Below are 25,430 nucleotides of genomic sequence, written 5' to 3'. Positions count from 1 at the left end.
CGCCTTCCCTACTTGACGGCCAGGGAGGAGAGGTACCCGCGCAGGTTGCGGGCGGTCTCCTCGGCCGAGTCGCCGCCGAACTTCTCCAGGGCGGCGTCGGCGAGCACCAGCGCCACCATGGCCTCGGCCACCACCCCGGCGGCGGGGACGGCGGTCACGTCGCTGCGCTGGTTGATGGCCTTGGCGGGCTCGCCGGTGCGCACGTCGACCGTGTCGAGCCGGCGCGGCACCGTGGAGATCGGCTTCATCCCGGCGCGCACCCGCAGCACCTCGCCGGTGGTCATGCCGCCCTCGACGCCGCCCGCCCGGTTGGTGCGGCGGCGGATCCCGTCGGGGGTGTTGTCGATCTCGTCGTGCGCGGCCGAGCCGCGGCGGCGCGCGGTGGTGAAGCCGTCGCCCAGCTCCACGCCCTTGATCGCCTGGATGCCCATGAGGGCGCCGGCCAGCCGGGAGTCGAGCCGCCGGTCCCAGTGCACGTGGCTGCCGAGGCCGGGCGGCAGGCCGTAGGCGAGCACCTCGACGACGCCGCCGAGGGTGTCGCCGGCCTTCTTGACCTCGTCGACGTGCGCGACCATCGCGGCCGCGGCGGCGGGGTCGAAGCAGCGCACCGGGTCGGCGTCGACGGCGGCCAGGTCGGACGGCTCGGGCAGCGTCCCCTCGGGGGCGGTGACCTCGCCGAGCGCGAGCACGTGGCTGAGGATCTCCACGCCGAGGGCCTGCCGCAGGAACTGCCGGGCGACCTCGCCGAGGGCGACGCGGGCGGCGGTCTCGCGGGCGCTGGCCCGCTCCAGGACGGGCCGGGCGTCGTCGAAGCCGTACTTCTGGATGCCGACCAGGTCGGCGTGGCCGGGACGCGGCTGGGTGAGCGGCGCGTTGCGGGCTTGGGCCTCGAGCACGTCGGCGTCGACGGGGTCGGCCGACATGACCGTCTCCCACTTGGGCCACTCGCTGTTGCCGACCTCGATCGCGACGGGCCCGCCGAGCGTCACGCCGTGGCGCACCCCGCCGACGATCGTGACCTTGTCCTGCTCGAACTTCATCCGGGCGCCCCGCCCATGCCCGAGCCGGCGGCGGCGCAGGGCCTCGGCGATGTCGCCCGAGGTCACGCGCACGCCGGCCGGCAGGCCCTCCACAATCGCGGTCAGGGCCTGGCCATGGGACTCCCCCGCGGTCAACCAGCGCAGCATGGGGTCAATCCTCCCATCTCCCCGACCCTGAACGCGCACGGGCCTCAGCACGGGCCCGCTCAGCCCGTGCCGGTGAGCCGTCCCAGATCGGCCAGCGCCTCCGAGACGGGCACGGCGAGGGACGGGTCGTCCAGCGCCGCCGGATCGCCCTCGACCGTGACGCGCTCCAGGACCTGATCGTCCTCCTCGCCGCCGCTCCCGGCGTAGAGCCCGGTGTCCAGGACGATCTCGACGGACAGGCCGGCGGCGAGCGGGCGGGAGATCTCGTACTGGATGCCGTCGGAGTCCCTGGGCAGCAGCCAGCCGCGCCGTTCCAGGCCGCGTACGGCGCCGGAGGGCACCGTGGCCCCCTCGAAGCGGGCCAGCCGCCCGCCGGTCCGTTCCTCCTCGGTCAGTGCCGCGACCGGCCTGGCGAGCTGGGGGAAGGGCTGGAGGATCTCGTAGTCGGCGAAGACGTCCGACCACGCCTTCACCGCCTCGCCCAGCTCCAGCGGGTGCGGGATCCCCACGAGGGCGGTCTCCGGAAGGGTGAAGGCGTCGTCGGCCACGTCGGCGAGGGTGCTGTCCTCGGCGACGCGGAACGCGGTCGCGCGGCCGCCGTGCTCGGCGGTCCACACCAGCCGCCGCGCGATGTGCCGGACCAGGGGGTGGCCGGTGAAGTAGGTCCGGAACTCGGCCGGGGTCCAGCGCCGCCCGGTGACCATGGCCCGCTCCAGCCGCAGGACCTGGTCGGACGCGACGGCGCGCGCGTCCTTCTTCAACTGGGCGAACCTGCGGTACGCCTCGGGCGCGAGGTCCGGGTCGTCGCTCTTGGCGGGTTTGGGCAGGGCCTTGCGGCGTTTGCCGTCCTCGCCCGTGACGTACGGCGTCAGAGCCTCGTCGAAGCCGACGGTGAAGCGGCGCGGGCCGTAGTCGAGGACGAGGGCGCCCGCGTCGTCCAGGCCGAGGTCCGGGACGAGCCGGTCGCCCAGCTGCTCGGCCGTGAGCCCGAGCCGCCCGGCGATCTCCGCGATCTTCTCCCGGGCCCGGTCGCGGAGGCCGCGGTACCGCACCCGCTCGGCGATGCCGTGCAGGTGGACGAGCGCGGTCTCGGTGCCGATCTCCGCCAGCACGTCCAGCCCCCTGACCGCCCGCGCGTGGCCGGACTCCCCCGGCCAGGCGCGCACGAGCGGGGTGAGGCGGCGCACCGTCCCGTCGTCGCCGAGCGGGCCGAGGGCGGTCAGCGCCCAGGCGTCGGCGGACGGCGCTCCGGCCATCTGCCAGCGTTCGAACAGCGACCAGGCGAACCCGGCCAGTGACGCCGGGTCGCATTCCGCGGCGGCCCGCGCGACGCCGGGGTAGACGTCGCCGGGCTTGGACAGCGCGAGCATCGTCATCAGGGTGCGGGTCGCGGCGGCGGGCAGCGCCGCGCGCCGTCCGGGCAGCAGGATCTGGGGCAGCGCGGCCGGGTCCGCCCAGTCTCCGATCGCGGGCAGTCTGGCGGCGCGGACCTCCAGCGCGTCGGCCGCCAGCGTCGCGGCGATGGCGTCGGCGGCCTCGGCGCCGTGCGCGCGGGCGGCGTCCACGACGGCGGCGTCGCCGTGCTCCCCGGCCAGCGCGCGCAGGGCGGCCTCGGCGTCGCGGCGGGGGCGGACCGGCTTGCCGAGGGCGGCGGGCACCAGGAACGGGACGGCGTCCAGGCCGTGCCGCCCGAACCAGGCGAGCGCGTGCCGCTTCGTCTTGGTCTTGCCGAGCCATCCGGCCATGAGCGCCGCCACCTCGGCGTCCAGGAACGGCAGCAGCATCGTGTCCTGCGAGGCCGGGACGTGCAGCGCGCACTTGACCAGGGGCGGTCTCATCGCCAGGCCGTGCCGGGCGACGAGGGGCCGCCACCAGTCGCCGCGGAAGGCGAGCGGGGTGCCCGGGTCCCAGCCCTCCAGGAGCGGGCGCACCAGGTCATCGGGGCCTTCGGCGACCAGGCTGAGCCGCTTCTGCCGGTTCAGCTTGCCCGTACCGAACTTGCGGGCCATGACCTCGAGGTCGGCGTGGGGGTCCAGGGGCTCGATCAGGCCGTCCGGCACGTCCGCCCACGCCTCCCGTTCGCCCGGCTCCCAGCGCAGCGACCCTTCGGCGGGCGGCGCCAGGCCCTTGAGGACGATCGGCGCGCGGTCGCGGGCCCAGGGCGGCTCGGCGAGCAGCGCGGGCACCTCCGCGGCCGGGGCGTCCGGGACGCGTGCCACCGACGCCGCGATCTCCCTGGCCGCGGCGGGCACGGCGAGCCCGGGGTGCAGCCGCAGGTGCGCCTTGAGCATCTCGGTGGCCAGCGCCGCCGCCCGGGTGCCGCCCGCCGTCACCGGCGCCAGCACGCGGACGGCCCGCGCCGGGAAACGCTCCATCGCCGTGAGCAGCGCCTGCTGGGCGTGCTGCGACTCGATGCGGCCGGCCATGGCGGCGAACGCCTCGTCCAGCGGCAGCACGCCGAGGGCGGCCAGGACCTCGGGGTGACCGGCGGGCGGCATGTCGCCATGAGGGTCCAGCGCGGCCGCGAGCGCGGGCACGGCCGCCGAGCCCATGCCCTCGGCCATCGTGACGAACAGGCCCTCCCAGCAGTCCCGGTAGGTCAGGGAGAGCCAGAGGCCAAGCAGCTTGGCGTGGCGGGCCGTGCTCAGCGAGGCCAGCAGCATCCACCGCCAGCCGTGCGCGGGCGGCGAAGCGCAGCACTCGTCCACCCAGTCGCGCCGCGTCGGGACGAGGTAGGAGGCGACCACGCGCTGCCCGGCCGCCCGGCGCGCACCCGCGAGGAGCTCCTCGGCGGCGGCGTACTCCTCGTCGCCGCAGGCCGCCAGGAGCGCGCGGACGTCGCGCAGCGCCCCGGCGTCCGGCGGGCCGGTCCCGCCGGGCCGAACCCCCAGCCGCAGGTACATCACCAGGTCGGCCAGCTCCGCGAGCGCGCGGGCGGCGAAGGCCAGGCCGTGCTCCTCCGCCCAGCCGTGCGCGAACCGCCGCTCGGCCTCGGCGCGGTCCTGCCGCGGCGGCCCGCACACGATCGCGGCGACGACCGCCGCGCCCTGCGGGTCGGGCTCCCCGCCGAGGTGGCGGCGAGCCCGTTCGGCGAGTCCCGGATCGGTCTCGGAGTGGGCGAGGACCTCCTCGATCCGCTCGCGCCTGCGCTCGACCCCGCGCGCGATCCAGTCGGCCGAGCCGTCCTCGACGCGCACGGGCGCCCCCGCGGCGCCGCCGCGCCGCGGGTGCAGTGCGTCGCGCAGCGCCTCCGGCAGGATCAGAACGTCCTCGCCCACTTGATCATCCATGGCCGATCACCGTAGGACACCCCTACGACGCTCAACCGTTGCGATTGCGAGCGAAGCCAGGTTCGAGCCTGCGAGAACCTGATCGCGCAGCGAGCCGCCAGGCGAGTCGGAGCGATGCAGCAATCGCACGCGACGCCCGCCGAAGAAGGGCGTCCAACGCCCGACGCCAAGGGCGCCGCAATAAGGAAGAGCGATGCAGCAATCGCACGCGGCGCCCGCCGAAGGAGGGCGTCTAACGCCCGACGCCAAGGGCGCCGCCATGAACAAGAGGCCAATCCAAGGCGCCGTCGACCAGGTCGCGGATCGAGGCCAGCAGGCCGAGGCGGTTGGCGCGCAGCGCCGGATCCTCCGCCATCACCATCACGTCGTCGAAGTACCGGTCGATCGGCTCGGCCAGCGGCAGCGCGGCCTCGGTGAACTCCGGCAGCGGGGCCCGCTCCGGCAGTGCCTCTCGCACGGCCGCGAACGTCTCCTCCAGGCGCCGTTCGGCGGGCTCCTGGAACAGCCCGGGGTCGTAGCCCGCGGCGGTGCCCTCCGGCACGATCCGCAGCACCCGCTGCAGCGCGGCCGTGAGCCGCAGGAACCGCTCGTCGCCGAGCAGCTTGCCCAGGTCGACGGCCGCCCGCTCGGCGTGCGCGGGCGAACCGGCGTGGGGCAGCACGGCCCGCACCACCGGGATCGGGTGGCCGTCGTCCAGCAGCGCCCGCTCCAGGCGGCGGGCGACGAACCCGGCGGCCTCCGCCGCCGCGTCCGCGGTCACCTCGACCGGCTGGTGGCGCGCGGCGACCAGCAGGCCGTCCTCGACGGTCAGCGCGGCCAGCCGCTCGTGGCCGCGCAGGATCGCGGTGAGGCCCAGCGCGGCGCGGCGCAGCCCGAACGGGTCGGAGCTGCCGCTGGGCACCGACCCGACCGCGAACAGCCCGGCGAGCAGGTCCAGCCGGTCGGCCACCGCCAGCAGCGCCCCGGGCGTCCCGGACGGCAGCGCGTCGCCCGCCGAGCGGGGCAGCTCCATGTCGTACAGGGCGCGGGCGACGGCCTCGTCCTCGCCCGCGCGCCGCGCGTACTCGCGGGCCATCGTCCCGGCCAGCCCGGACAGCTCGATCACCATGGACGAGGCGAGGTCGAACTTGGCCAGCTCCCCGGCCCGCCGCAGCACCGCCGCCTCCTCCGCGCCGAGCCCGGCCCGCTCCGCCAGCTCGGCGGCGATCTCCCGGATCCGGCCCGCCCGGTCGGCCATCGACCCGAGCCGCTCGGTGAAGGTGAGCCGGTCGAGGCCGCGCGCGATCTCCTCCGGCGCGCTGCGCAGGTCCTGCTGGAAGAAGAACGCCGCGTCCTCGTAGCGGGCGCGCAGCACGGCCTCGTTGCCCGCCCGCACCGCCGCGTGGTCGCACTCGCCGTTGGCGACGGTCACGAAGTGCGGCAGCAGCCTCCCGGCGCCCCCGGGCTCGCGCACCGGCAGGTACCGCTGGTGCTTCTTCATGACGGTGGTGAGGATCTCCTCCGGCAGCTCCAGGTAGGAGGCGTCGAAGGAGCCCAGGATCGCCACCGGCTCCTCCACCAGGTTGACGACCTCCTCCACCAGCGCGCGCTCGCCCTGGAAGTCGATCGTGCCGCCGGCATCGGCGGCCAGCGCCCCGGCCGCCTCGATGATCTGCGAGCGGCGGCGCTCCACGGCGGGCTCGATGCCGTGCGCGCGCAGCGTGGGCAGCAGCGCGCCCGCGTCGGGGACGGACACGTCGGTGGTCGTGGCGGTGCGGTGCACCTGGGTGATGCGGCCCGAGGAGATGCCGCCCGCCTCGAACGGCACCTCGTGCTCGTCCAGCAGCGCCAGCAGCCAGCGGACGGGCCGGGCGAACGACAGGCCCGGGGCGTTCCACCGCATGTTCTTGTCGGCGCGCAGCCCCTCGACGATCACCGGCAGCAGCTCGGCCAGCACCTTCGCGGCGGGACGGCCCGTGATCGGCCGGACCAGCCCGGCGTACTCGCCGCCGCCGACCGTGACCGTGCCGACCTCGGACGGGTCGACGCCCTGCCCGCGCGCGAACCCCTGCAGCGCCCGGGTCGGGTTGCCGTCGGCGTCGTAGGCCGCCGACAGCCGCGGCCCCTTGACGACCTGCTCGGTGTCGGGCTCGCGCGGCGCGACGCCGCCGGCCACGACGACGACGCGGCGCGGGGTGGCGTAGGTGTGCACCTCGCCGGCGTCGGAGAGCAGCCCCGCCTCCTCCAGCCCCCGGGTCAGCTCGGCGGCCACGTGGTCGAGGGTGCGGCCGACCTCGTGCGGCGGCAGCTCCTCCACCCCGATCTCCAGGGCGAACACGCCCGGCGCGGAGATCTCGGGATAGATCGTCAGCGTCCCGGCCGCGGCCTCCGGCTCGGCGGCGCGGGTCGAGGCGTCGCCCAGCGGATGCCCCAGCTCGGCGCGGCGCTCCACCCACAGCTCGGCCGCGTCGTGGGCGAGCCGGCGCATCCGGGCGAACGCGCGGGCCCGCTCGGTGGTGCCGATCGCGCCGCGCGAGTCGAGCACGTTGAACGCGTGGGAGCACTTGAGCACGTAGGAGTGCGCGGGCACGGGCAGCCGGGCGTCCAGCATCCGCCGCGCCTCGGCCGCGTACGCCTCGAACAGCTCCCGGACGGTGCCGATGTCGGCGTCGTCGAGGTAGTAGCGGCTCATCTCGTACTCGGCCTGCCCGAACGCCTCCCCGTAGCTGATCCCGGGGGCGTAGGTGATGTCCTTGAAGTGCGACACCCCCTGGAGCGCCATGATGATGCGCTCCATCCCGTAGGTGATCTCGACCGACACCGGGTCGAGGGTGAGCCCGCCGGACTGCTGGAAGTAGGTGAACTGGGTGATCTCCAGGCCGTCCAGCCACACCTCCCAGCCCAGCCCCCACGCGCCCAGCGCGGGCGAGGCCCAGTCGTCCTCGACGAACCGCACGTCGTGGGCGCGCAGGTCGATGCCGAGGGCCTCCAGGCTGCCGAGGTAGAGCTGCTGGGCGTCGCCCGGCTCCGGCTTGAGGATCACCTGGAACTGGGTGTGGGTCTGGAGCCGGTTGGGGTTGTCGCCGTAGCGGGCGTCGTCGGGGCGGACGCTGGGCTCCACGTAGGCGACCCGCCACGGCTCCGGGCCGAGCACCCGCAGCGCCGTCGCCGGATTGAGGGTGCCCGCTCCGACCTCGGTGTTCATCGGCTGGGTGATGAGGCAACCGTGCCCCGCCCAGTGGTCGGTGAGCCGGATCAGGGCATCCTGCATGGTCAGCACGGGTCGTCTTCTCCTACACGGCCGGCGTTTCGGTCTGCGCGGTACTGGTCGGAAACCCAGCCTACGGGGATCAGCGGCCGAGACCCCGGCGGATCGCGTCCAGGACCGGTGAGCCGTCGCCGTCGAGGAGGTCGCCGGGCGTGCCCTCACCGGCCGGGCCCGGCGGCAGGAGCGGCGGCTGCGCCATGAACCGCGGCCGGGTGCCGCGGTGCGGCTGCGCCGCGTGCACCAGGAACGGATGGCACAGGTAGACGTCGCCGGCGCGGCCGGTCGCGTACGCGACGGGCCGGTCCTCGCTGGCGGCGGCGGCCGCCTCGGCCAGCGTCCTGAAGTCCAGGCCCTCCTCGCCCGCCGGTTCGAGGATCGGCGGGACGTCCAGATGGGAGCCGGCCCGGATCCTGGTGGGGGCGTCGTCCTCGCCCACGTCCGAGAACAGGAACAGCATCAGCAGCGCCCGCCCGCGCGACCGCAGGTTCGTCCGCCAGCTCATGAAGTCCGCGGCGTTCTCGCCGGAGAAGCTCGCCTCCACGTGCCAGCCGCCGTCGCCGGGGTCGTCGGGGCTCGGGAACCGCACCGGGAACGTGCCGAGGCTGCCCTGCGGCTGCCACCGGCCCTCGCCGACCAGGGCGTCGAAGGCGGCCCGCAGGCGCGGCGTGTCGGCGGCGGCCCGGAACGGCTCCTGCGCGTAGTGGCCCAGCCGGACCACCGGCTGCGTCCAGGTCGCCGGGTCCTCGGGGTCGCACCCGGTGTCGCGCCAGAGGATCGCCCGGCCCTGCTCGGCCAGCTCCCGGGGGAACGCCTCCTCCAGCCGGACGAACCCGTCCTCGACGAAGGCCTGGATCTGCGCATTGCTCAAGGTGTCGGTCGCGGTCACCGCCCCAGCCTGCCGAACCGGGCCGCGGGCGGGCCAGCGATTTTCTACCCGGCGTGGACGAGGATGCCGATCAGGGCCCCGGCCAGCATGAACGGCCCGAACGGCAGCTCCGACTTGCGCCCGGCCCGCCGCAGCGCCAGCAGCGTCACGGCGAACACCCCGGACGGCACGTACATGGCGAGCACCCCGAGCACCCAGGCGCCGTACCCGACCCAGCCCAGGTACAGCCCGAGCACCCCCGCCAGCTTGACGTCACCGAGGCCGATCTTGTCGGGCACGACGACCCACTGGACGGCCAGCAGCAGCCACAACCCGGCCAGGCCGAACAGGGCGTACAGCAGCCGGGCCCCGCCGTCCTCCGTGGCCGGAGCGGCGACGGCCAGCAGGGCCGCCCCGGCCCCGTACATGGGCAGCGTCAGCGGGTCGGGCAGCCTCTTCGAGGCGATGTCGACGGCGCCCAGCACCGTGCCGACGGCCCCGAGGACGAGAAAGGCCGGCAGGTCGGGCCGAACCTCGACCCGCCACACCAGCAGCCCCGCCACGACCACCGCGACCACCGCGATCGGCAGCGCGCGACGCCGCACCACCCCCGTCCAACCACCCCGCACCCACCACGACTCGCGGGGGGTGTTCTCGGTGGTGTCGGGGGAGTCGTTCGCGGGGGCGTCCACTGGGGCGTCAGCGGCGGGCGATGGTGAGCTCGACGCCGCCGACGACGCGGCCGCGCAGCAGCTCGGCCAGCCGGTCGGAGACGCGCTGGACGGCGGCCCGCTCGTCGTGGCCGGGCTCGACGGAGAACCGGATCGCCAGCTCGGCCGCGGTGCCCTCCGACAGCCGCACGCCGGTGACCGCCTCCTCCGACCCGAACGCGGCCTCGACGGCGGCCAGCACCTCCGGGTCCTCGTGCGGCGGCGGGATGGTGCGGCCCTCGGCGAGCAGATGCAGCCGCAGCCCCTCCACCGCGAACGGCACCGGGCCCGCCACGTCGACCACCAGGGCGTGCGCGCCCTCGTCGAGCGCGGCCAGGCAGGCCTGCCTGGCGTGCACCGCGACCGGGCGCGCGTCGGGCCGCCACGCCTTCATCGTCTCGGCGGAGGTGAAGCCGAGCACCCCGCGCCGCCCGTCCCCCCCGACCAGGGTGGGCAGCGCCATGTCACTGGACTTCTCCCGGCGCAGTTCGCCCGGGGCGACGTCCTCCTCCTCGGTGAGGACGGCCACGACCGGGACCAGCAGCCGCGCCTCGTGCAGCCGGTTGATCACGCCGTGCGCGCCGACGCGGCCCGCCGCGTATCCGGCGAGCGCCTCGCGCAGCCGCGGGTCGGCGGCGCCGTCGTCCGCGGGGAACTGAGGTTCGGGAATGGTCAGTCCGGGCACGGGACGAGGCTATAACCTCCCGCCGCCGCGCACGCACGAGAATCGGCACTCCCCGCGACGATCCCGTGACACTGCGTGGCATCGCCCCAGGTCAGGGTTCGACGATGGCGGCGACCGTTCCGCCGCCGGAGGGGCCCTGGTGGACGGCGGCGACCGACACGAACACCGCCGGATCGCCCGTGACCGACGCCGCGACGCCGCCCACGCACGCCTTGATCTGCCGGTGCCAGTGCACGTCGGAGTCGTCCAGCATGATGTTGCGGCGGCCCCGCACCGAGCCGCCCGGGTCGGCCTCGCACTTGATGAAAGCGTTGACCAGCCGGCCGCCGAGGTCGTCGGGGTGCGGGCGGTCGGGCAGGTCCAGCCCGGCGGAGCGGATCGCCGACCAGATGCCGTCGGCGTCCAGCGCGTCCCGCATCACCCCGTGCCCGGCCCGGTAGCGGCCGCCGATGCCGCGCACGTTGCCGACCAGCACGATCTGCGCCCGGTCCAGCTCCACGCCGGAGGAGCAGGACGCCACCGAGGAGAACAGCGACAGGTCGCGGTGAATCCGCTCCGCCGCGGGCGCCTCGATCTCGCCCAGCGCGACGGCGATGCCGAGCGCGGTGGTGGAGTTGGAGATGTCCATCGACTTGAGGGTGTCCTCGGTGACCACGTCGCGCCCCCGCGACTTGGCGTCGTTGATGGTGTCGAGGGTGAGCAGCGGGGTCTTGGTCTGGACGTAGTGCACGTCCGCCGGATCGTCGATCCCGGCGGTCTTCATGGCCTCGCGGACGCCCGCCGCGACCGTCTCCACCATGGCGGGACGGCCGATGTCCTCGGGCAGGATGATCTCGCTCATCGCCACCCCGACCGACAGCCGCGGCTCGTCGGAGGCCGGCGCGGCGGCCGGATCGACGGTGGCGAAGACGGTGGCGTGCGGGCTGAGCACGCCGTCGGTGCCGCCCGACCACACCAGCGGCACCCCCTTGACCTCCTCGGCGGTGCGGGTGCCCCGGGCGGCCAGCACCTCGCGGAACGCCCGGTCGGCCAGCAGCCGGGTGTAGTCGTTGACGCCGCCGTTGCCCTCGGTCTTGCCGACCACCGCCAGCACCCGGTCGGCCTCGATCACGCCGTCGTCGATCAGCCGGGCCAGCCCGGAGGCGTCGGTCACGCTCTCGATGGGGATCTTGCGTACTTCGATCGGATCGGGCACGTTCGCTACTCCTCGATGATGGTTCCGGCCTTGCCGTGCGCGGCCTCGGTGATGCGGTCCAGCGAGGTGATCGCCGCGCGCCGCCCGCCGGCGGCCAGGAAGCGCAGCACGGCCTCGACCTTCGGGCCCATGCTGCCCCCCGCGAAGTGCCCGGCGGCGGCCAGCGTGCGCAGCTCGGCGGCGGTCGTGCGGCGCAGCGGGCGCTCGGCCGCGGTGCCGTACCCGGCCATGACGTGCTCCACGTCGGTGGCGATGACCAGGGCGTCCGCGCCCAGGCGGCGGGCCAGCAGCTGCGCGGCCAGGTCCTTGTCGACCACGGCCTCCACGCCGCGCAGGGCGCCGCCGGCGTCGCGGACGACGGGCACTCCCCCGCCCCCGGCGGCGATCACGACGTGCCCGGCCTCCAGCAGCACGGCGGCGGCGCCCGCGTCCAGGACCTCCAGCGGCTCGGGCGAGGCGACCACCCGGCGCCAGCCGCGCGGGCCGAACGACCGCCACGACTGGCCCAGCGCCATGAACCGCTCGGCCTCGTCCCTGGGGAAGGACCGGCCGACCGGCTTGACCGGGTCGGTGAACCCGCGGTCGGCGGCGTCCACCAGCGTGCGGGTGACCACGGCGGTCACCGGACGGGACGCGCCGCGGGCGGCCAGCGCACGTTCCAGCGCGTCGACCATCAGCACGCCGATGGTGCCCTGGGTCTGCGCGCCGCACCAGTCCAGCGGGACCGGCGGGACCACGTGCGCGGCGAGCTGGTTCTTGATGAGGAGGTTGCCGACCTGGGGGCCGTTGCCGTGCGCCAGCGCGACCCGGGCGCCCGCCGCGACCAGGTCGGCGACGTGTTCCATGGCGCGCCCGATGGCGGCCTCCTGCGCCTGCGGGGTGGCGCTGCCGTCCGGTCCCGTCATGGCGTTGCCGCCCAGCGCGATCAGGACCCGCCCGAGTCCGGGGTCGTCCCCGCCGTCCCTGCCGTCCCCGCTCACGGGCCGACCGTATCCGCGCCGCCGCCCGTGCTCACCGGCGAAAAACGCCCAACCCGCGCCAAGGTTTCGGCAGGTCGCGCTGACACGGCGAACGAAAATCCGGGCAGATCGGACGCTCCGCATGGTTTCGCCCGCTACACTCCCGGCGTGCAACCGACGACCGCCGCCCCGCCCGTCCCCACCGGGCGCGCCGCCCTGGACGCCTGGCGCGAGCTGGACCGCGGCCTGCGCCGCGACCTGCTGCGCGGCGACCGGGCCCATCCCGACCCGACGACCGCGGTGATCGCCGTCGGCTACGCCCGCGCGATGCTGGGCGTCCCGTACTGGCGGCGCGCCTGGCCCGTGCTGGTCGCGGTCGTGGTCTGGGCGGTCGCCGTGGTGATCGTGACCGAGATCGCGGCGCCCGGGGTGTCGTTCGGGTGGGGCAGCCCCGCCGGCCCCGCCGCCGCCGTGCCCGCGGTCGCCGCCGTGCTGCTCGCCATGCTGCGGCTGCGGCGGCGGTCGCTGGCCTGGCACCGGCTGGAGAGCCTGCACGCCGCGGCCCTGTGGGTCACCGAACAGCCTGCGCCGTATGCGGGAACGCCGGGCGCTCAGGAGATGGCCGTGCGGTACGACCGGGCGGTGCTGCGCCGCCAGTACTTCCTGCTCGTGGCGATCGCGGCCTTCGCCGTGGCGGCCGCCTCGGCGTGGAACCCGGCCGTCGGGCTCGGCATCGCGGCGATCTTCGGCGTGCTCGTCACGCTCACCGTCGTCCTGACGATGCGCTCGACGCGGCCGCACCTGCCCGCGCTGCACCTGCGGGCGGACGGCTTCGAGGTCCCCGCCCTGGAGGCGCGGGTGGCGTGGAGCGAGCTGGGCGAGATCCGCGTCGTGCCGTACCGCGCCCCCGCCGGCGGCCTCGGCGCGAAGGGGCGCAACCGGGTCGTGGTGTTCGTCGCCGCCGACGCCGGGACGCTGATCGCCCGGCTGCGGCCGCGCGCCGCCCGGCGCGCCCGCACCTGCATGAAGGCCTACGGCGGCCCGCTGGCGTTCGCGGACGTGGCCCTCGAACGGTCCGCCGAGGAGATCGCCGCGGCGGCGTCCGCGCTGAGCGGCCTGCCCGTCCGGCGGTTCGGCCCGTAGGACGCCTCAGGCGAGCCGCGCCAGCCGCTCCACCGCCTCGTCGATGACCTCGTCCTTCTTGCAGAACGCGAACCGGACGAAGTGCGCCCCGGCCTCCGGGTGGTCGTAGAACACCTGCGTCGGGATCGCCACCACCCCCGCCCGCTCGGGCAGGGCCTTGGCCAGTTCGATCCCGTCGGTGAATCCGAGCGGGCGGATGTCGGCCTGCACGAAGTAGGTGCCCTGCGGCCGGTACGTGGCGAACCCCGCCGCCTCCAGACCGCTGATCAGCCGGTCGCGCTTGGCCTCCAGCGACTTGCGCAGCTCTCCCACCCACGGCAGCTCGTTGCGCAGGCCGTAGGCGGCGGCGCGCTGCCAGGGGCCGCCGGTGGCGTAGGTGAGGAACTGCTTGACCGTCTGCACGGCCCGCACGTACCGGGCCGGGGCCGTCACCCAGCCGGTCTTCCACCCGGTGACCGAGAAGCTCTTCCCGACCGACGACACCGTGACGGTCCGCTCGCGCATGCCGTCCAGCGTCGCCAGCGGGACGTGCTCGACGCCGTCGTAGGTGAGGTACTCGTACACCTCGTCGGTGACGGCCACCAGATCGTGCTCGCGGCACACGTCCGCGATCACCTGGAGCTCGTCCCGGGTGAAGACGGTGCCCGCCGGGTTGTGCGGCGAGTTGACCAGGATCAGCCGCGTCCTGGGGCCGACGGCCGCGCGCAGCTCGTCGGGGTCGAAGGTGAACCGCCCCTCGACCGGCCGCAGCAGCACCGGCCGCCGCACCGCCCCCGCCAGCGCCACCGTGGCGGCGTAGGAGTCGTAGTACGGCTCGAAGACGATCACCTCGTCGCCGGGCCCGGCCAGCGCCATCACCGACGCCGCGACGCCCTCGGTGGCGCCGACCGTCACGTACACCTCGGTCGCCGGATCGAATTCCAGGCCGTACCGTTCGAGCCGCTGCGCCGCCACCGCCTCCCGCAGCTCGGGCAGCCCGGGGCCGGGCGGGTACTGGTTGCCGCCGGACCGGATCGCCTCGACCGCCGCCTCCAGCATCGCCGGAGGCCCGTCGGTGTCGGGGAACCCCTGGCCCAGGTTGATCGACCCGGTCGCCACGGCCCGCGCCGACATCTCCGCGAAGATCGTCTCGCCGAACTCCCGCATCCGCGGTACCAGCGGTTCGCTCACGCCGCCATCCTCTCCCGGCCTCGGCCGTCCCTCGCACTCACCACGTGTATCGAATCGGTCTCCGATCCATGAAGACGGTATCGACCCACGCCCCGGCGGTGATCTACCGGCGATGACCCCCCGCGAGGAATCCGGTGCTCCCCCGGACACCCGGCTGCGGCGCGAGCTGCGGCCCCGCCACCTCCGCATGATCGCGCTCGGCGGGATCATCGGCGCCAGCCTGTTCGTCGGCAGCGGCGCGGTGATCCACACGGTGGGCCCGGCGGCGGTGCTGTCGTACGTCATCGGCGGCCTGCTCGTCGTGTTCGTGATGCGCATGCTGGGCGAGATGGCCGCCGCCCAGCCCACCCTGGGCTCGTTCATGGAATACGCCCGCGCGTCCCTGGGCGGCTGGGCGGGATTCACCGTCGGCTGGCTCTACTGGTACTACTGGGTCGGCATCGTCGCGTTCGAGGCCGTGGTCGGCGCGCAGATCCTGCAGAAATGGATCCCCGGCGTCCCGCAGTGGACGTTCGCGCTGATCCTCATGATCGCCCTGACCGCGACGAACCTGGCCTCGGTCCGCTCGTTCGGCGAGGCCGAGTACTGGCTCGCCTCGGTGAAGGTCGCCTGCATCACCGTCTTCCTCCTGGTCGGCACCCTCTACGTGGTCGGGCTGTGGCCCGACAGCACCGGCTCGGTCACCCACATCGCCCAGGACGGGTTCCTGGCCGAGGGCGGGTTCGCGGTCGTGCACGGCGTCGTGATCGTCGTCTTCTCCTACTTCGGCGCGGAGATCGTCACCATCGCCGCGTCCGAGTCCAAGGAGCCCGCCAAGGCCATCGCGACCGCCACCGTCACCGTCATCTGGCGGGTGCTGCTGTTCTTCGTCGGCTCGGTCACCCTGCTGGTCATGATCACCCCGTGGAAGGAGATCCCGCACGACGGCACCAGCCCGTTCGCCGCCGCGTTCGACCGCTTCGGCATCCCGGCGGCCGAGACCATCATGAACATCGTCGTGCTGACGGCCGTCGTGTCGGTCCTCAACTCCGGCCTGTACATCGCGTCCCGCATGCTCTTCGCGATGCGCGAGCACGGCTGGGCGCCGGCCTGGGTCGGCGACACCAGCCGCCGCGGCGTCCCCTGGAAGGGCATCCTGCTCAGCACCGCACTGGGGTACGTCGCGGTCATCATGAGCTTCGTCTCGCCCGACCGCGTCTTCTACTTCATCATCAACTCCGCCGGAGCCGTCGCGCTCTTCCTGTACGGCATCATCGCCCTCTCCCAGGTGCGCATGCGCAACCGACTGGAACGCGACTCCCCGGAACGCCTCAAACTGAAGATGTGGCTCCACCCCTGGCTGAGCTGGGCCACCTTCGTCTGCGTCGTCCTGGTCCTCATCTCCATGGCGATCGTGGAGGACACCCGCTCCCAGCTATGGCTGAGCCTGATCAGCCTGGCGGGCTTCCTCGTCGCCTACGCCATCGTCACCCGCCGCAACCAGCCGAACGAGCCCAGGTAGAGCCCCGCCGTCGCTGCCCGGGAGGCGTGCTGCGCACCCTGGCCCGTCCGGTGGATCGACCATCCCGCCCGCGCCGCCGTCGCCGAGCGGGCGTCGGGGAAGTGTCATGTGCGGTCGGGGTATGCCCGCGGTTCCCGGCGTGTCGGCCGGGTGATGCTTTCCAGCCGGGCGGCGAGCTCGTCCGGGATTTCCATGCTCATCGCCGCCAGGGCGTCCTCCAGGTCGGGCAGGCCCTGGACGTCGACGAGTGTCGAGGCGACGGATCTGGTCCGCTGCCAGGCCAGGGCCAGTTGCGCCATCGAGCAGCCCAGGTCTGACGCCCCCTTCCTGAGGGCGGCGATGGCGCCCGGTTCGCCGGTGTTCAGGCTCGATGTCCCGGTGACAGAGACGTTCTCGCTGATGAGGCCCAAGCCTTCGTCTTCCAGGAGCGGAAGGTGTTCGTGTTCCAGACCGCGCGCGGTCGGACCGTAGGGGGCGTGCAGTGAGACGAATCGTGCTCCGGCGCGCCGGTCGCTGAGTGACAGCGCCTTCATGAGCCGGTACGCGGGAGTGCCCGACGCTCCGAGGTAGAGCACCTTTCCGGCGCGGACGAGGCCGTCCAGCGCGTCCATGGTCTCCTCCAGCGGGGCGTCCAGCGTGCCGAGGTGGACCTGGTAGAGGTCGATGTGGTCGGTCTGGAGGCGGCGCAGGCTGGCCTCGCAGGCGGCGCGGATGTGGCGGCGGCCGTTCGCGCCGTCGCCCCCGGATGCCGCGAGCCGCGTGGACAGGACGACGTCCGTACGCCTGCCCCGCAGGACCCGTCCGCAGGTCTCCTCGGAGACGGCATCGACCGCGGCGATGAGGGTGCCCCCGGCGTCGAGGTAGCGATGGGTCAGCCTGGCCGCCGTACGCTCGTCGCAGTCCGGTCGCGCCCGGAGGCCGAGCCGGGAGACGTACAGGCCGCTGCGGCCCACGCGGTTGCGCGCCAGCGGTTCGGGCGGCGTCCGAGTACGGTGACGGCTCTCTCCCGGCGCCGCGGGCGGCCTGTCCTCCGCGCCGCCCGTGACGCGCTGTGGTGGTTCCGTCGCCGCATGCCCGGGGGGTCGGCGGATGAGCAGCCCGTTGAGGAACAGGTCGATGGCATGCCGGAGGTGTCTCTCCTCGTCCTCGGGCGTGCGGTGGACGCCGTGGGCGGCGAGCCAGGCCGGCATGGCGCCGACCATCGCGAAGAACTGCTCGGCCGCGAGTTCGATGTCGCCGATGGTGATGGCGCCCGCGTCGTGGTGCCGCCGCAGCAGGTCCATGATCATCTGAATCCGCGGGGACCAGGAGACGGCCTGCGTGCTGGCGGCGAACTCGGGGAAGCGGTGCGCCTCCGCGATCGCCATCCGGTTCAGCCGGACCAGGTCCGGGTCGACGGAGCGCGCCAGGATGGCGCGGGCGATCACGGTCAGGGCGGCGGCGAGGTCGTCGGGCAGCGGTTCCAGCACCCGTTCGTGGCGTTCGTGGCGGGTCAGGGCCCACGCGCCGACGGCGATGAACAGCGCTCGCTTGTCGGCGTAGCGGCCGTACAGGGTGCTCTTGGTGATGCCCGCGGCCTGCGCCACCGCCTCCATGGTGGTGCCGTCGTAGCCGTGCTCCAGGAACGTGTCCACGGCGGCCCGCCGCAGCCGGTCGGTCAGCCGGGCGGCCTCCATCGAGGTGGGCCGCCCGGTACGCGGGCCTTCGCCGCTTGCAGTGGAAGTCACCCCGAAACCCTACGAGACCGTCTGGTTCCTATCAAGACGGTTTCGTCCGGTTAGCCGCCTCCCTTCCCTATAACCAGACGGAACCGTATGATTTCGTGGCATCGCACCCACGGCCCGAGCCGCTCGGAGGCAGACTGATGGCGCACTTCCCCAAGCCCGCCGAGGGCAGTTGGACGGAGCACTACCCGGAGCTGGGCACCGGGCCCGTCTCGTTCGAGGACTCGATCTCGCCCGAGCACTACGACCTGGAGCGCAAGGCGATCTTCGAACGGACCTGGCTGAACGTCGGCCGCGTGGAGCAGGTCCCCAGGAAGGGGAGTCACTTCACCAAGGAGATCCACGCGGCCCGCACGTCCCTGATCATCGTGCGCGGCGCCCAGGGGGAGGTGCGCGCGTTCCACAACGTCTGCCGGCACCGCGGCAACAAGCTGGTGTGGAACGACTACCCGCAGGAGGAGACACGCGGCACCGCCCGCCAGTTCACCTGCAAGTACCACGGCTGGCGCTACGGCCTCGACGGCGCCTGCACGTTCGTGCAGCAGGAGAAGGAGTTCTTCGATCTCGACACGTCGGAGTACGGGCTCGTGCCGGTGCGCTGCGAGGTGTGGGAAGGGTTCATCTTCGTCAACCTCGACGACGACGCCACGCCGCTGCGCGACTATCTCGGGCGCCTCGCCCAGGGCCTGGAAGGCTATCCGTTCGGTGAGATGACCGAGGTCTACCGGTACCGGTCCGAGGTCGGGAGCAACTGGAAGCTCTACATCGACGCCTTCGCCGAGTTCTACCACGCGCCCGTGCTGCACGCGAAGCAGTACGTGGGCGAGGAGTCGCGCAAGCTCATGGGGTACGGCTACGAGTCGCTGCACTACGACATCGACGGGCCGCACTCGATGCAGTCGGCGTGGGGCGGGATGGCGCCGCCCAAGGACCTGAACATCGTGAAGCCGATCGAGCGTGTGCTGCGCAGCGGCAACTTCGGCCCCTGGGACCGCCCCGACATCGCCGGCCTGGACCCGCTCCCGCCGGGCGTCAACCCCTCCGGCCACCCCGCCTGGGGCCTGGACTCCTACGTCTTCTTCCCCAACTTCATGATCGTGGTGTGGGCGCCGGGCTGGTACCTCACCTACCACTACTGGCCCACCGCCTACAACAAGCACATCTTCGAAGGCACCCTGTACTTCGTCCCGCCCAAGACCGCCGCCGACCGCCTGCGCCAGGAACTGGCCGCGGTCACCTTCAAGGAGTTCGGTCTCCAGGACTGCAACACCCTCGAGGCCACCCAGACCATGCTCGAATCCCGGGCGGTCACGCACTTCCCCCTCAACGACCAGGAAATCCTCATCCGGCACCTGCACAAGAGCGCGGCTGATCAAGTCGCCGCCTACCTGGACCACTAGAGGGCGGTGTTCTCCGTGGCGCGGTTGAAGCGCGCAGCGCCCCCCGACCTACGGGACTGCTGGACCGGCCCTGAGAACCCGCCAGACGCCCGTTCGTCCGCCGGCACCGGCGCTCGTCGTCACTCCTCCCCGGAGAACCGCTCCCAAGCGGATTGGCGGGTCATGCCGAGGGCCTCCCTGATCGGCGACCGCGGCGACGTGGGGAAACCAACCTTTCGCGCTCCCAGCCCTCACTTCCTCCGGGTGGCGACCCGGTCAGGGCGCCAAGGTCAAGGTCGTGCCGGTGAGCCGGCTGAGCAGATCCGAAAGGACGGCGTAGATCTCGGCGCCGTCGATCCTGGAAACCCAGCGGTCGCCGTCCAGAGAGAAGTTGTCGTCCAGGCGCCTTCCAGTGACGAACAGCCGCCCTTCGGCCGGCTGGACGTTGATGACCATGATCAGTTCACCCTCCCGGTAGAGGGAGAGGATCAGGTCGGGGATGCGGCTGCCCTCGATGGCGACGCCGACGTCGTCGGCCGCACGCTGGACGCTCCGCTCGATGCGAACCAGTTCCTGGACGGCCTTCTCGTTGCGCTCTGCGAAGTCCATCCTTGGATCCTCTCGCGAGCGGGATGGACGGCTCGGGAAGCCATCGGCCTGATCGACGACCGTTGGGTCAAGGTGAGCACCGAACTCGCCGGGATCTACGTCGATCACCCGGCTACCGCGAGGGGTGGCCACCCGCCACGACAGGACACCTGGTTCTCGCTCGGTTTACAGGGAGCGTGGTCATTTCTCCAGGCCGGCCAGGCCCAGGCGGGCGAGGCGGTCGGGGTCGGAAAGGATCTCGATCGCGGTGATCTTGTCGTCGGTGACGGTGAAGCTCATGACCGAGAACAGTTCGCCGTCGACGCTGTTGACGAACCCGGCCGCTCCGTTGACCAGCACGGGACGGCTGGTCGCCAGGGTCGCCATGCGCTGGAAGGTGCCGGCCTGGCCGGCCACCGCCTCGCGGCCGCGCAGAACCCGCATGCCGCCGGGCAGGGCCTTGCCGCCGTCGGCGCGCAGCACGACATCGGGGTCGAGGACGGCCACCAGAGCGTCGAGGTCGCCGCCGCGCGCGGCGGTGAGGAAGGCGTCGACGACACGGCGCTGGGCGACCGGGTCGGGATCGGGTTCGGGCGCGGTGCCCTGGACGCGCCGGCGGGCGCGGCTGGCCAGTTTGCGGGCCGCGACCGGGCTGCGGTCGATGATGGGGCCGATCTCCTCGAACGGCATGCCGAACATGTCGTGCAGGACGAAGGCCAGCCGTTCGGGCGGGGTCAGCGCTTCCAGCACCACCAGCAGCGCCAGCCCCACCGAGTCGGCGATCAACGCCTCGTGCTCGGGGCCGGCGGCCGGTTCGCTCACGATCGGGTCCGGCAGGCGGGCCTCCAGCGAGGTCTCGCCCCGTCGCGTGCGGGAGCGCAGCATGTCCAGGCAGACCCGGCCGACGACGGTGGTCAGCCAGCCGCCGAGGTTGCCGATCTCGCCGGCCTCGGAGCGGGCGAGCCGCAGCCACGCCTCCTGGACGGCGTCGTCGGCCTCGGTCAGGGAGCCGAGCATCCGGTAGGCCACCGCCTTGAGATGCGTGCGGTGCTCTTCGAATCGTTCGGCCAGGAAGTCGTGCCCGTCCATGATCGCCTCTCATCATCGCCCGCCGGCGCCGGCACTCGCGACACTGACGAACCCCACGCCGCCGATGTGACGCACGCATCCGGTCACCTTCACCGCGACCCGTTCGTCATGGCTGCGATCAACGACGAACGGAGCAGGAAACGATGAGCGGGTTCGAGATCCACGGGACGGTGGCGGACGGTTTCGAGGCGGTGCGCGAGGAGTTCGCCGCCGCGGTGGCGGCCGAGGACGGCGAGTCCGGAGCGCAACTGGCGGCGTACGTGGGCGGCCGCAAGGTGGTCGATCTGTGGGCCGGGGACGGAGTCACCGGCGACACCCTGACCGGTGTCTACTCCTCGACCAAGGGCGCTGCGACCCTCGTGGCGGCGCTTCTGGTGCAGGACGGCACCCTCGACCCGGATGAGCCCGTGGCCGTGCGCTGGCCGGAGTTCGCCGCCGCCGGCAAGGCCGGGATCACGTTGCGGGACGTGCTGTCGCACCGGTCCGGTGTGATCGGTGTCGACGGCGGGCTGACGGCGGCCGAGCTCGCCGATGACCGGATGATCGCGGAACGGCTGGCCGGGCAGCGTCCGTACTGGCGGCCGGGCACGGCCTACGGCTACGGCGGGTTCGTATCGTTCGCGATCGTCGGCGAGGTGATCCGCCGGGTCGCCGGCCGCTCCCTCCAAGAGATCTTCGAGGAGCGGGTCCGCGCACCTCACGGGCTGGAGGTCCACCTCGGGCTGCCGGAGTCGCTGGAGGACCGGTACCGGGAGGTGCTGCCGGGCCTGGCGAGCCCGGAGGCGCTCGCCGCGTTCTGGGCGAACGTCCCGGGCCCGCACAGCATCACCGGGATCGGCTACGGCCTCGACTCCACCCCTCCCCTGGACCAGGTCGCCTTCATCAACACCCGGCGGGTGCGGGCGCTCGGCCAGGCCTCCGCGGGCGGCGTGGGCAGCGCGCGGGGGCTGGCCGCCATGTACGCGGCGGCGGTCTCCGGGCTGGACGGCCGCGCCCCGCTGCTCAAGCCCGACACCCGCGACGAGTTCGCCATGCTCCACTCCACCGGCGGCGACCTGGTCGTCGGCCCGCAGGGCCAGTACGCGCTGGGATTCCAGGCCAAGGGGCTGCGCTACCCGTTCCTGAGCGCCCGGGCGTTCGGCCACGGGGGCTCGGCGGGCTCGGAAGCCTTCGCCGACCCCCGCAGCGGCATCGCCTTCGGCTACACCCGCCGCCGCTTCTCCTTCGACTGGTCCTACCCCGAACACGACCGGCTGGCCGCCGCCGCCCACCGCGCCGCCACCCTCTCCTGAGGAAACCCCTGATGACTTCGCAAACCCGAACCCGCCCCGAGGCCGAGAGGACCGGCCTCGCGCTGCTGGTGATCGCGGCCGCGCAGATGCTGATCGTGATGGACGGCACCATCGTCACCGTCGGGCTGCCCGTCATCGGCTCCGGCCTGGGCATCGCGCAGGCCGACCTCGACTGGGTCCTGACGTCCTATGCGCTGGCGTTCGGCGGGATGCTGCTGGCCGGCGGCCGCGCCGGTGACCTGTTCGGCCGCCGCCGCCTGTTCCGGGCCGGGCTGGTGGTGTTCCTGCTCGCCTCCCTGCTGGGCGGTGTCGCCCAGAACGGCGGGACGCTGATCGCCGCGCGCGTGCTGCAGGGGGTGGGCGGCGCCGTCATCGCCCCGGCCGCGCTGTCCCTGCTCGCGGACACCTTCCCCGCCGGCCCCCGGCGCAACAAGGCGCTGGGCGTGTACGGGGCGATGGGCGGCCTGGGCTCGGTGGTCGGCCTGCTGCTGGGCGGCGCGCTGACCGAGTACCTGGGCTGGCGATGGATCATGTTCATCAACGTCCCCATCGCGCTGGCGGTGCTGGCGGGCACGCTCGCCGTGGTCCCCGGCACCCGTGAACGCGGCGGAATCGACCTGCCCGGCGCGATCACCGTCACCCTCGCCCTCGGCTCCATGGTCTACGCGATCAACCGGGCCGGATCCGACGGCCTGGCCGACGGGCGGACCCTGGCCTTCGGCGCGATCGCACTGGTGCTGGGCCTGGCGTTCGCCGTCATCCAGCGCCGCGTCCGCGCCCCGATGCTCCCGTCCGGCGTGCTGGCCGACCGCGGCCGGCTCGGCGCCAACCTCGTCATGCTGCTGATGGGCGCGGGCCAGCTGGCGACCTTCTACTTCCTCACCCTCTACATGCAGACGATCAAGGACTATTCGCCCATGCTCACCGGGCTGGCCTATCTGCCGTTCGCGATCGGCATCGGCATCGGCTCCGGCGCCGTCGGCCCCCGGCTGCAGGCCCGCGCCTCCCCCCGCACCGTCCTGGCCGGCGGCATGGCGGTGGCCGCCGCCGCGATGGTCTGGTTCAGCATGCTCACCCCGGACCAGAACGCCCTGGCCGTCCTGCTACCCGCCCAGCTGGTCGCGGGCATCGGCCTGGGCATCGGGTTCGTGGCGGCCACGATCGGCGGCGTGCAGGACGTCGCCCCCGGGGCGTCGGGCATCGCCTCCGGGCTCATCAACACCAGCCAGCAGATCGGCGGCGCACTGGGCCTGGCCGCCCTGGCCGGCGTCGCCGTCAGCGCCACCGAGAGCCGGCCCGCCGGAACAGCACTCCCTGAGGCGCTCACCCACGGCTACACGGCCGGCCTGCTCGGCGCGGCCGCGTTCTACCTGGCCGCCGTCCTCACCGCCGTCCTGCTCATGCGGCCACGCCCCGGCCGGCGCGACCGGCCGTCGACCACGCCCGAGAAGGCGGCCGTCTCTCAGCGGTGACCCGACCGCGAACCGGTGCCGATCACCGGTCACATCCGGACCTTGCCGTCCGTCGGACAAGCGACGCGTCGCTGAAGATCGAAAGGAAACCCGTCATGACCGCCACCATCGAGAAGTCCGAGTCCCGGCTCCCCAACCCCGCCGTGCTCGTCCCCGAACTGGGCGAGATCGGCCAGGCGCTGTTCAAGGCCGTCGGGAACGGCTCGATCCCGCAGGCCACCATCAGCCTGGTGCAGCTGCGCGCGGGCCAGATCGTCGGCAGCACCTACCTGACCGTCCTGCACACCGGCAACCTCCGCAAGGCGGGAGAGACCGAGGAGCGCATCACCGCCGTGGCGTCCTGGAAGGACGCGCCGTACTTCACCGACGCCGAGCGGGCCGCGCTGGCGCTGGTGGAGGCCGTCCTCACCCCCGACCCGCACGGCGAGCGCGTCCCCGACGACCTGTACGCCCGGGCATCCCGGCACTACGACGACAAGGCGCTGGCCACACTCACCATGGCGATCGGCCAGGTCGGCTTCTTCACCCCCCTCGCCCTCATCGGCAAGCCGCTGCCGGGCGTGGCCCCCGCCCAGCAGTGGAGGAGCGAGTAGCACCCGGCCGGACCCGACGAACCGTCAACCGTACGGCGGCGCCGCGCGGCGCCGCCGTACGTGCCGAGGATCAGCCGGACGGGACGGGGTCGTCGGGCGAGTCGAGGTAGACGTACTGGCGGTCACGGGTGACCGCGAGGCCGAAGCGCCCGGTGACCGGGCGTCCCTTTTCCTCCCACCACCGGTAGGCGGCTTCGATCTCCGTCCACAGGGAGCGCGGCCCGTGCTGGCGTACCCGGTGCGTGGACGCGCCGTCGGTGACGTCGACACACGCCCAAGACGCACCGGCGAACGCCCAGAAGGTGAAATCGTCGCCGCCGTCGTCGGCGTCCACGAAACGCCTGCTGACATCGGGCAACCCCGCCCCGACCGCGAACGAGGCGTTGAGGTCGTCCCAGGCGACCGCGTCCGGATGCAAGGTCGTGGTCGACTCGGCCGCGCCCGCCAGGTCGGCCGGCGGCGCGGGGCGCGGGGCGCGCTGGGCGCGCAGCCACATGAACGCGACCGTATTGTCGACGAACCGGCCGTGCGCCACACCGTGCTCGTCAACCACCAGCCGGACCAGCGCGCCGTTGTCAAAGGCGGTTCCCCACGGGGTGAGGATGACACCGCCAAGTCGGGTCTGAGCCACCCACGAGTAGGGGACCTCCTGCACGGCCGCGGTAGCGATGACCCGGTCGTAGGGCGCGCCCGGAGCGTGGCCGTCCGCGCCGTCGCCGGTGACCACTGCGGGCGACACCCCCGCCTCCGCCAGCGCCTTGCGGGCCCGCTCGGCAAGCTCGGCGTCGACCTCGATCGTGGTGACGTTCTGTTCGCCGAGACGGGCGGCAAGCAGCGCGGCGTTCCAGCCGGTGCCCGTCCCGATCTCCAGGACACTCATCCCGGCCTCCACCTGAAGGCGGTCGAGCATCATGGCCACGATCGAGGGCTTGGAGATCGAACTGGTGATCCTCCGGCCTGCCCCGGTGTCGGGCGTGGCGCCGTCGTCGACCTGCGTGACGATCGCCTCATCGGCGTAGACGGCCGCCAGCCACGCCGCCGGATCCTCGTCGCGGCGGCGTGCGGTCAACACGCCGCCGTCGGCGTCGTCCCAGACGACACCGGGCACGAACAGGTGGCGGGGAGCGGCCAGGAACGCTCCGCGCCAGCGGTCCGGCAGCACACCGGCGGCCGAAAGCTCGTCGACCAGCCGCCGGTTCAGGGCCGTGTATTCGGTCACTTGCCCTTACCGCCCTTGCCGCCCTTGCCCTTGCCGCCCTTGGTGGGATCGACGAAGGTGCCCTGCTTGTCCTTGTCCCTGCTGCTGTCCCGCTCGTCTCCGCCCGTACCGTGCTTCCCCAT

Annotated in this window: 20 protein-coding genes; 6 read left to right on the top strand and 14 right to left on the bottom strand. The window is 73.5% G+C overall.

The genetic code is table 11. From position 1 onward, the window contains the following. Positions 1-8: 8 nt before the first annotated feature. The 8 genes from aroC to ACZ466_RS36865 form a co-directional block, all read right to left on the bottom strand. A complete protein-coding gene (gene aroC / locus ACZ466_RS36900; protein ID WP_378286258.1) occupies positions 9-1,187 on the bottom strand; it encodes a chorismate synthase in 1,179 nt (392 codons plus the stop codon). Between the two features lie 59 nt (positions 1,188-1,246). Continuing rightward, positions 1,247-4,477, bottom strand: coding sequence for a DUF4132 domain-containing protein (locus ACZ466_RS36895; RefSeq protein ID WP_378286257.1), 3,231 nt, complete (start codon positions 4,475-4,477; stop codon positions 1,247-1,249). Between the two features lie 232 nt (positions 4,478-4,709). Further along, a complete protein-coding gene (locus tag ACZ466_RS36890) occupies positions 4,710-7,727 on the bottom strand; it encodes a glycine--tRNA ligase (RefSeq protein ID WP_378286281.1) in 3,018 nt (1,005 codons plus the stop codon). A gap of 79 nt (positions 7,728-7,806) precedes the next feature. Beyond that, on the bottom strand, positions 7,807-8,610 hold the full coding sequence (locus ACZ466_RS36885; protein WP_464041827.1) for a phytanoyl-CoA dioxygenase family protein: 804 nt from the start codon (positions 8,608-8,610) through the stop codon (positions 7,807-7,809). 44 nt (positions 8,611-8,654) lie between these two features. Continuing rightward, positions 8,655-9,281 (bottom strand): prepilin peptidase, encoded by a 627-nt coding sequence (locus ACZ466_RS36880; RefSeq protein WP_378286255.1) that lies wholly within the window; start codon positions 9,279-9,281, stop codon positions 8,655-8,657. A 7-nt stretch (positions 9,282-9,288) separates the two neighbouring features. Then, positions 9,289-9,984 (bottom strand): SseB family protein, encoded by a 696-nt coding sequence (locus tag ACZ466_RS36875; RefSeq protein ID WP_378286254.1) that lies wholly within the window; start codon positions 9,982-9,984, stop codon positions 9,289-9,291. Between the two features lie 91 nt (positions 9,985-10,075). Beyond that, positions 10,076-11,179, bottom strand: a complete 1,104-nt coding sequence (gene bar / locus ACZ466_RS36870; RefSeq protein ID WP_378286253.1) for a barbiturase — start codon at positions 11,177-11,179, stop codon at positions 10,076-10,078. A 5-nt stretch (positions 11,180-11,184) separates the two neighbouring features. Beyond that, positions 11,185-12,159: a carbamate kinase gene (locus ACZ466_RS36865; protein WP_378286252.1), complete on the bottom strand. Its 975-nt coding sequence runs from the start codon at positions 12,157-12,159 to the stop codon at positions 11,185-11,187. 147 nt (positions 12,160-12,306) lie between these two features. Here ACZ466_RS36865 and ACZ466_RS36860 point away from each other — a divergent pair, with 147 nt between their 5' ends. Further along, positions 12,307-13,281: a hypothetical protein gene (locus ACZ466_RS36860; RefSeq protein ID WP_378286251.1), complete on the top strand. Its 975-nt coding sequence runs from the start codon at positions 12,307-12,309 to the stop codon at positions 13,279-13,281. 6 nt (positions 13,282-13,287) lie between these two features. Here the strand turns inward: ACZ466_RS36860 and ACZ466_RS36855 are convergent, their stop codons facing one another. Further along, positions 13,288-14,451 carry a pyridoxal phosphate-dependent aminotransferase gene (locus ACZ466_RS36855; RefSeq protein WP_378286250.1) on the bottom strand — a complete coding sequence of 388 codons (1,164 nt, stop codon included), beginning with the start codon at positions 14,449-14,451 and terminating at the stop codon, positions 13,288-13,290. 112 nt (positions 14,452-14,563) lie between these two features. Here ACZ466_RS36855 and ACZ466_RS36850 point away from each other — a divergent pair, with 112 nt between their 5' ends. Then, entirely contained in the window at positions 14,564-15,952 is a 1,389-nt protein-coding gene (locus tag ACZ466_RS36850; RefSeq protein ID WP_378286249.1) for an amino acid permease, read from the top strand. Positions 15,953-16,056: 104 nt separating this feature from the next. Here the strand turns inward: ACZ466_RS36850 and ACZ466_RS36845 are convergent, their stop codons facing one another. Beyond that, positions 16,057-17,679, bottom strand: a complete 1,623-nt coding sequence (locus ACZ466_RS36845) for an aldo/keto reductase (protein WP_378286248.1) — start codon at positions 17,677-17,679, stop codon at positions 16,057-16,059. Positions 17,680-17,816: 137 nt separating this feature from the next. Here ACZ466_RS36845 and ACZ466_RS36840 point away from each other — a divergent pair, with 137 nt between their 5' ends. Further along, positions 17,817-19,076 (top strand): aromatic ring-hydroxylating oxygenase subunit alpha, encoded by a 1,260-nt coding sequence (locus ACZ466_RS36840; protein WP_378286247.1) that lies wholly within the window; start codon positions 17,817-17,819, stop codon positions 19,074-19,076. A gap of 255 nt (positions 19,077-19,331) precedes the next feature. Here the strand turns inward: ACZ466_RS36840 and ACZ466_RS36835 are convergent, their stop codons facing one another. Together ACZ466_RS36835 and sigJ are read right to left on the bottom strand one after the other, a co-directional pair. Further along, a complete protein-coding gene (locus ACZ466_RS36835; RefSeq protein ID WP_378286246.1) occupies positions 19,332-19,664 on the bottom strand; it encodes a frataxin domain-containing protein in 333 nt (110 codons plus the stop codon). Between the two features lie 180 nt (positions 19,665-19,844). Beyond that, positions 19,845-20,732: an RNA polymerase sigma factor SigJ gene (gene sigJ / locus ACZ466_RS36830; RefSeq protein WP_378286245.1), complete on the bottom strand. Its 888-nt coding sequence runs from the start codon at positions 20,730-20,732 to the stop codon at positions 19,845-19,847. A gap of 143 nt (positions 20,733-20,875) precedes the next feature. Between sigJ and ACZ466_RS36825 the strand changes: the two genes are divergently transcribed. From ACZ466_RS36825 to ACZ466_RS36815, 3 genes are all read left to right on the top strand, one after another. Next, positions 20,876-22,024 (top strand): serine hydrolase domain-containing protein, encoded by a 1,149-nt coding sequence (locus ACZ466_RS36825; RefSeq protein WP_378286244.1) that lies wholly within the window; start codon positions 20,876-20,878, stop codon positions 22,022-22,024. Between the two features lie 11 nt (positions 22,025-22,035). Continuing rightward, positions 22,036-23,496, top strand: a complete 1,461-nt coding sequence (locus ACZ466_RS36820) for an MFS transporter (protein WP_378286243.1) — start codon at positions 22,036-22,038, stop codon at positions 23,494-23,496. A gap of 95 nt (positions 23,497-23,591) precedes the next feature. Continuing rightward, the gene (locus ACZ466_RS36815) at positions 23,592-24,089 is read left to right on the top strand and encodes a carboxymuconolactone decarboxylase family protein (protein WP_378286242.1); all 498 of its coding nucleotides are present in this window, start codon (positions 23,592-23,594) and stop codon (positions 24,087-24,089) included. A gap of 70 nt (positions 24,090-24,159) precedes the next feature. Here ACZ466_RS36815 and ACZ466_RS36810 read toward each other — a convergent pair whose 3' ends face one another. Beyond that, entirely contained in the window at positions 24,160-25,308 is a 1,149-nt protein-coding gene (locus ACZ466_RS36810; RefSeq protein ID WP_378286241.1) for a methyltransferase domain-containing protein, read from the bottom strand. Further along, positions 25,305-25,430: a hypothetical protein gene (locus ACZ466_RS36805; RefSeq protein WP_378286240.1), complete on the bottom strand. Its 126-nt coding sequence runs from the start codon at positions 25,428-25,430 to the stop codon at positions 25,305-25,307. The genes ACZ466_RS36810 and ACZ466_RS36805 overlap by 4 nt, the downstream gene beginning before the upstream one ends.

Source organism: Actinomadura rugatobispora, assembly GCF_055379765.1.
Note: the sequence above shows the minus strand (reverse complement) of the source record. Positions and strands in the feature narration are given on the sequence as shown.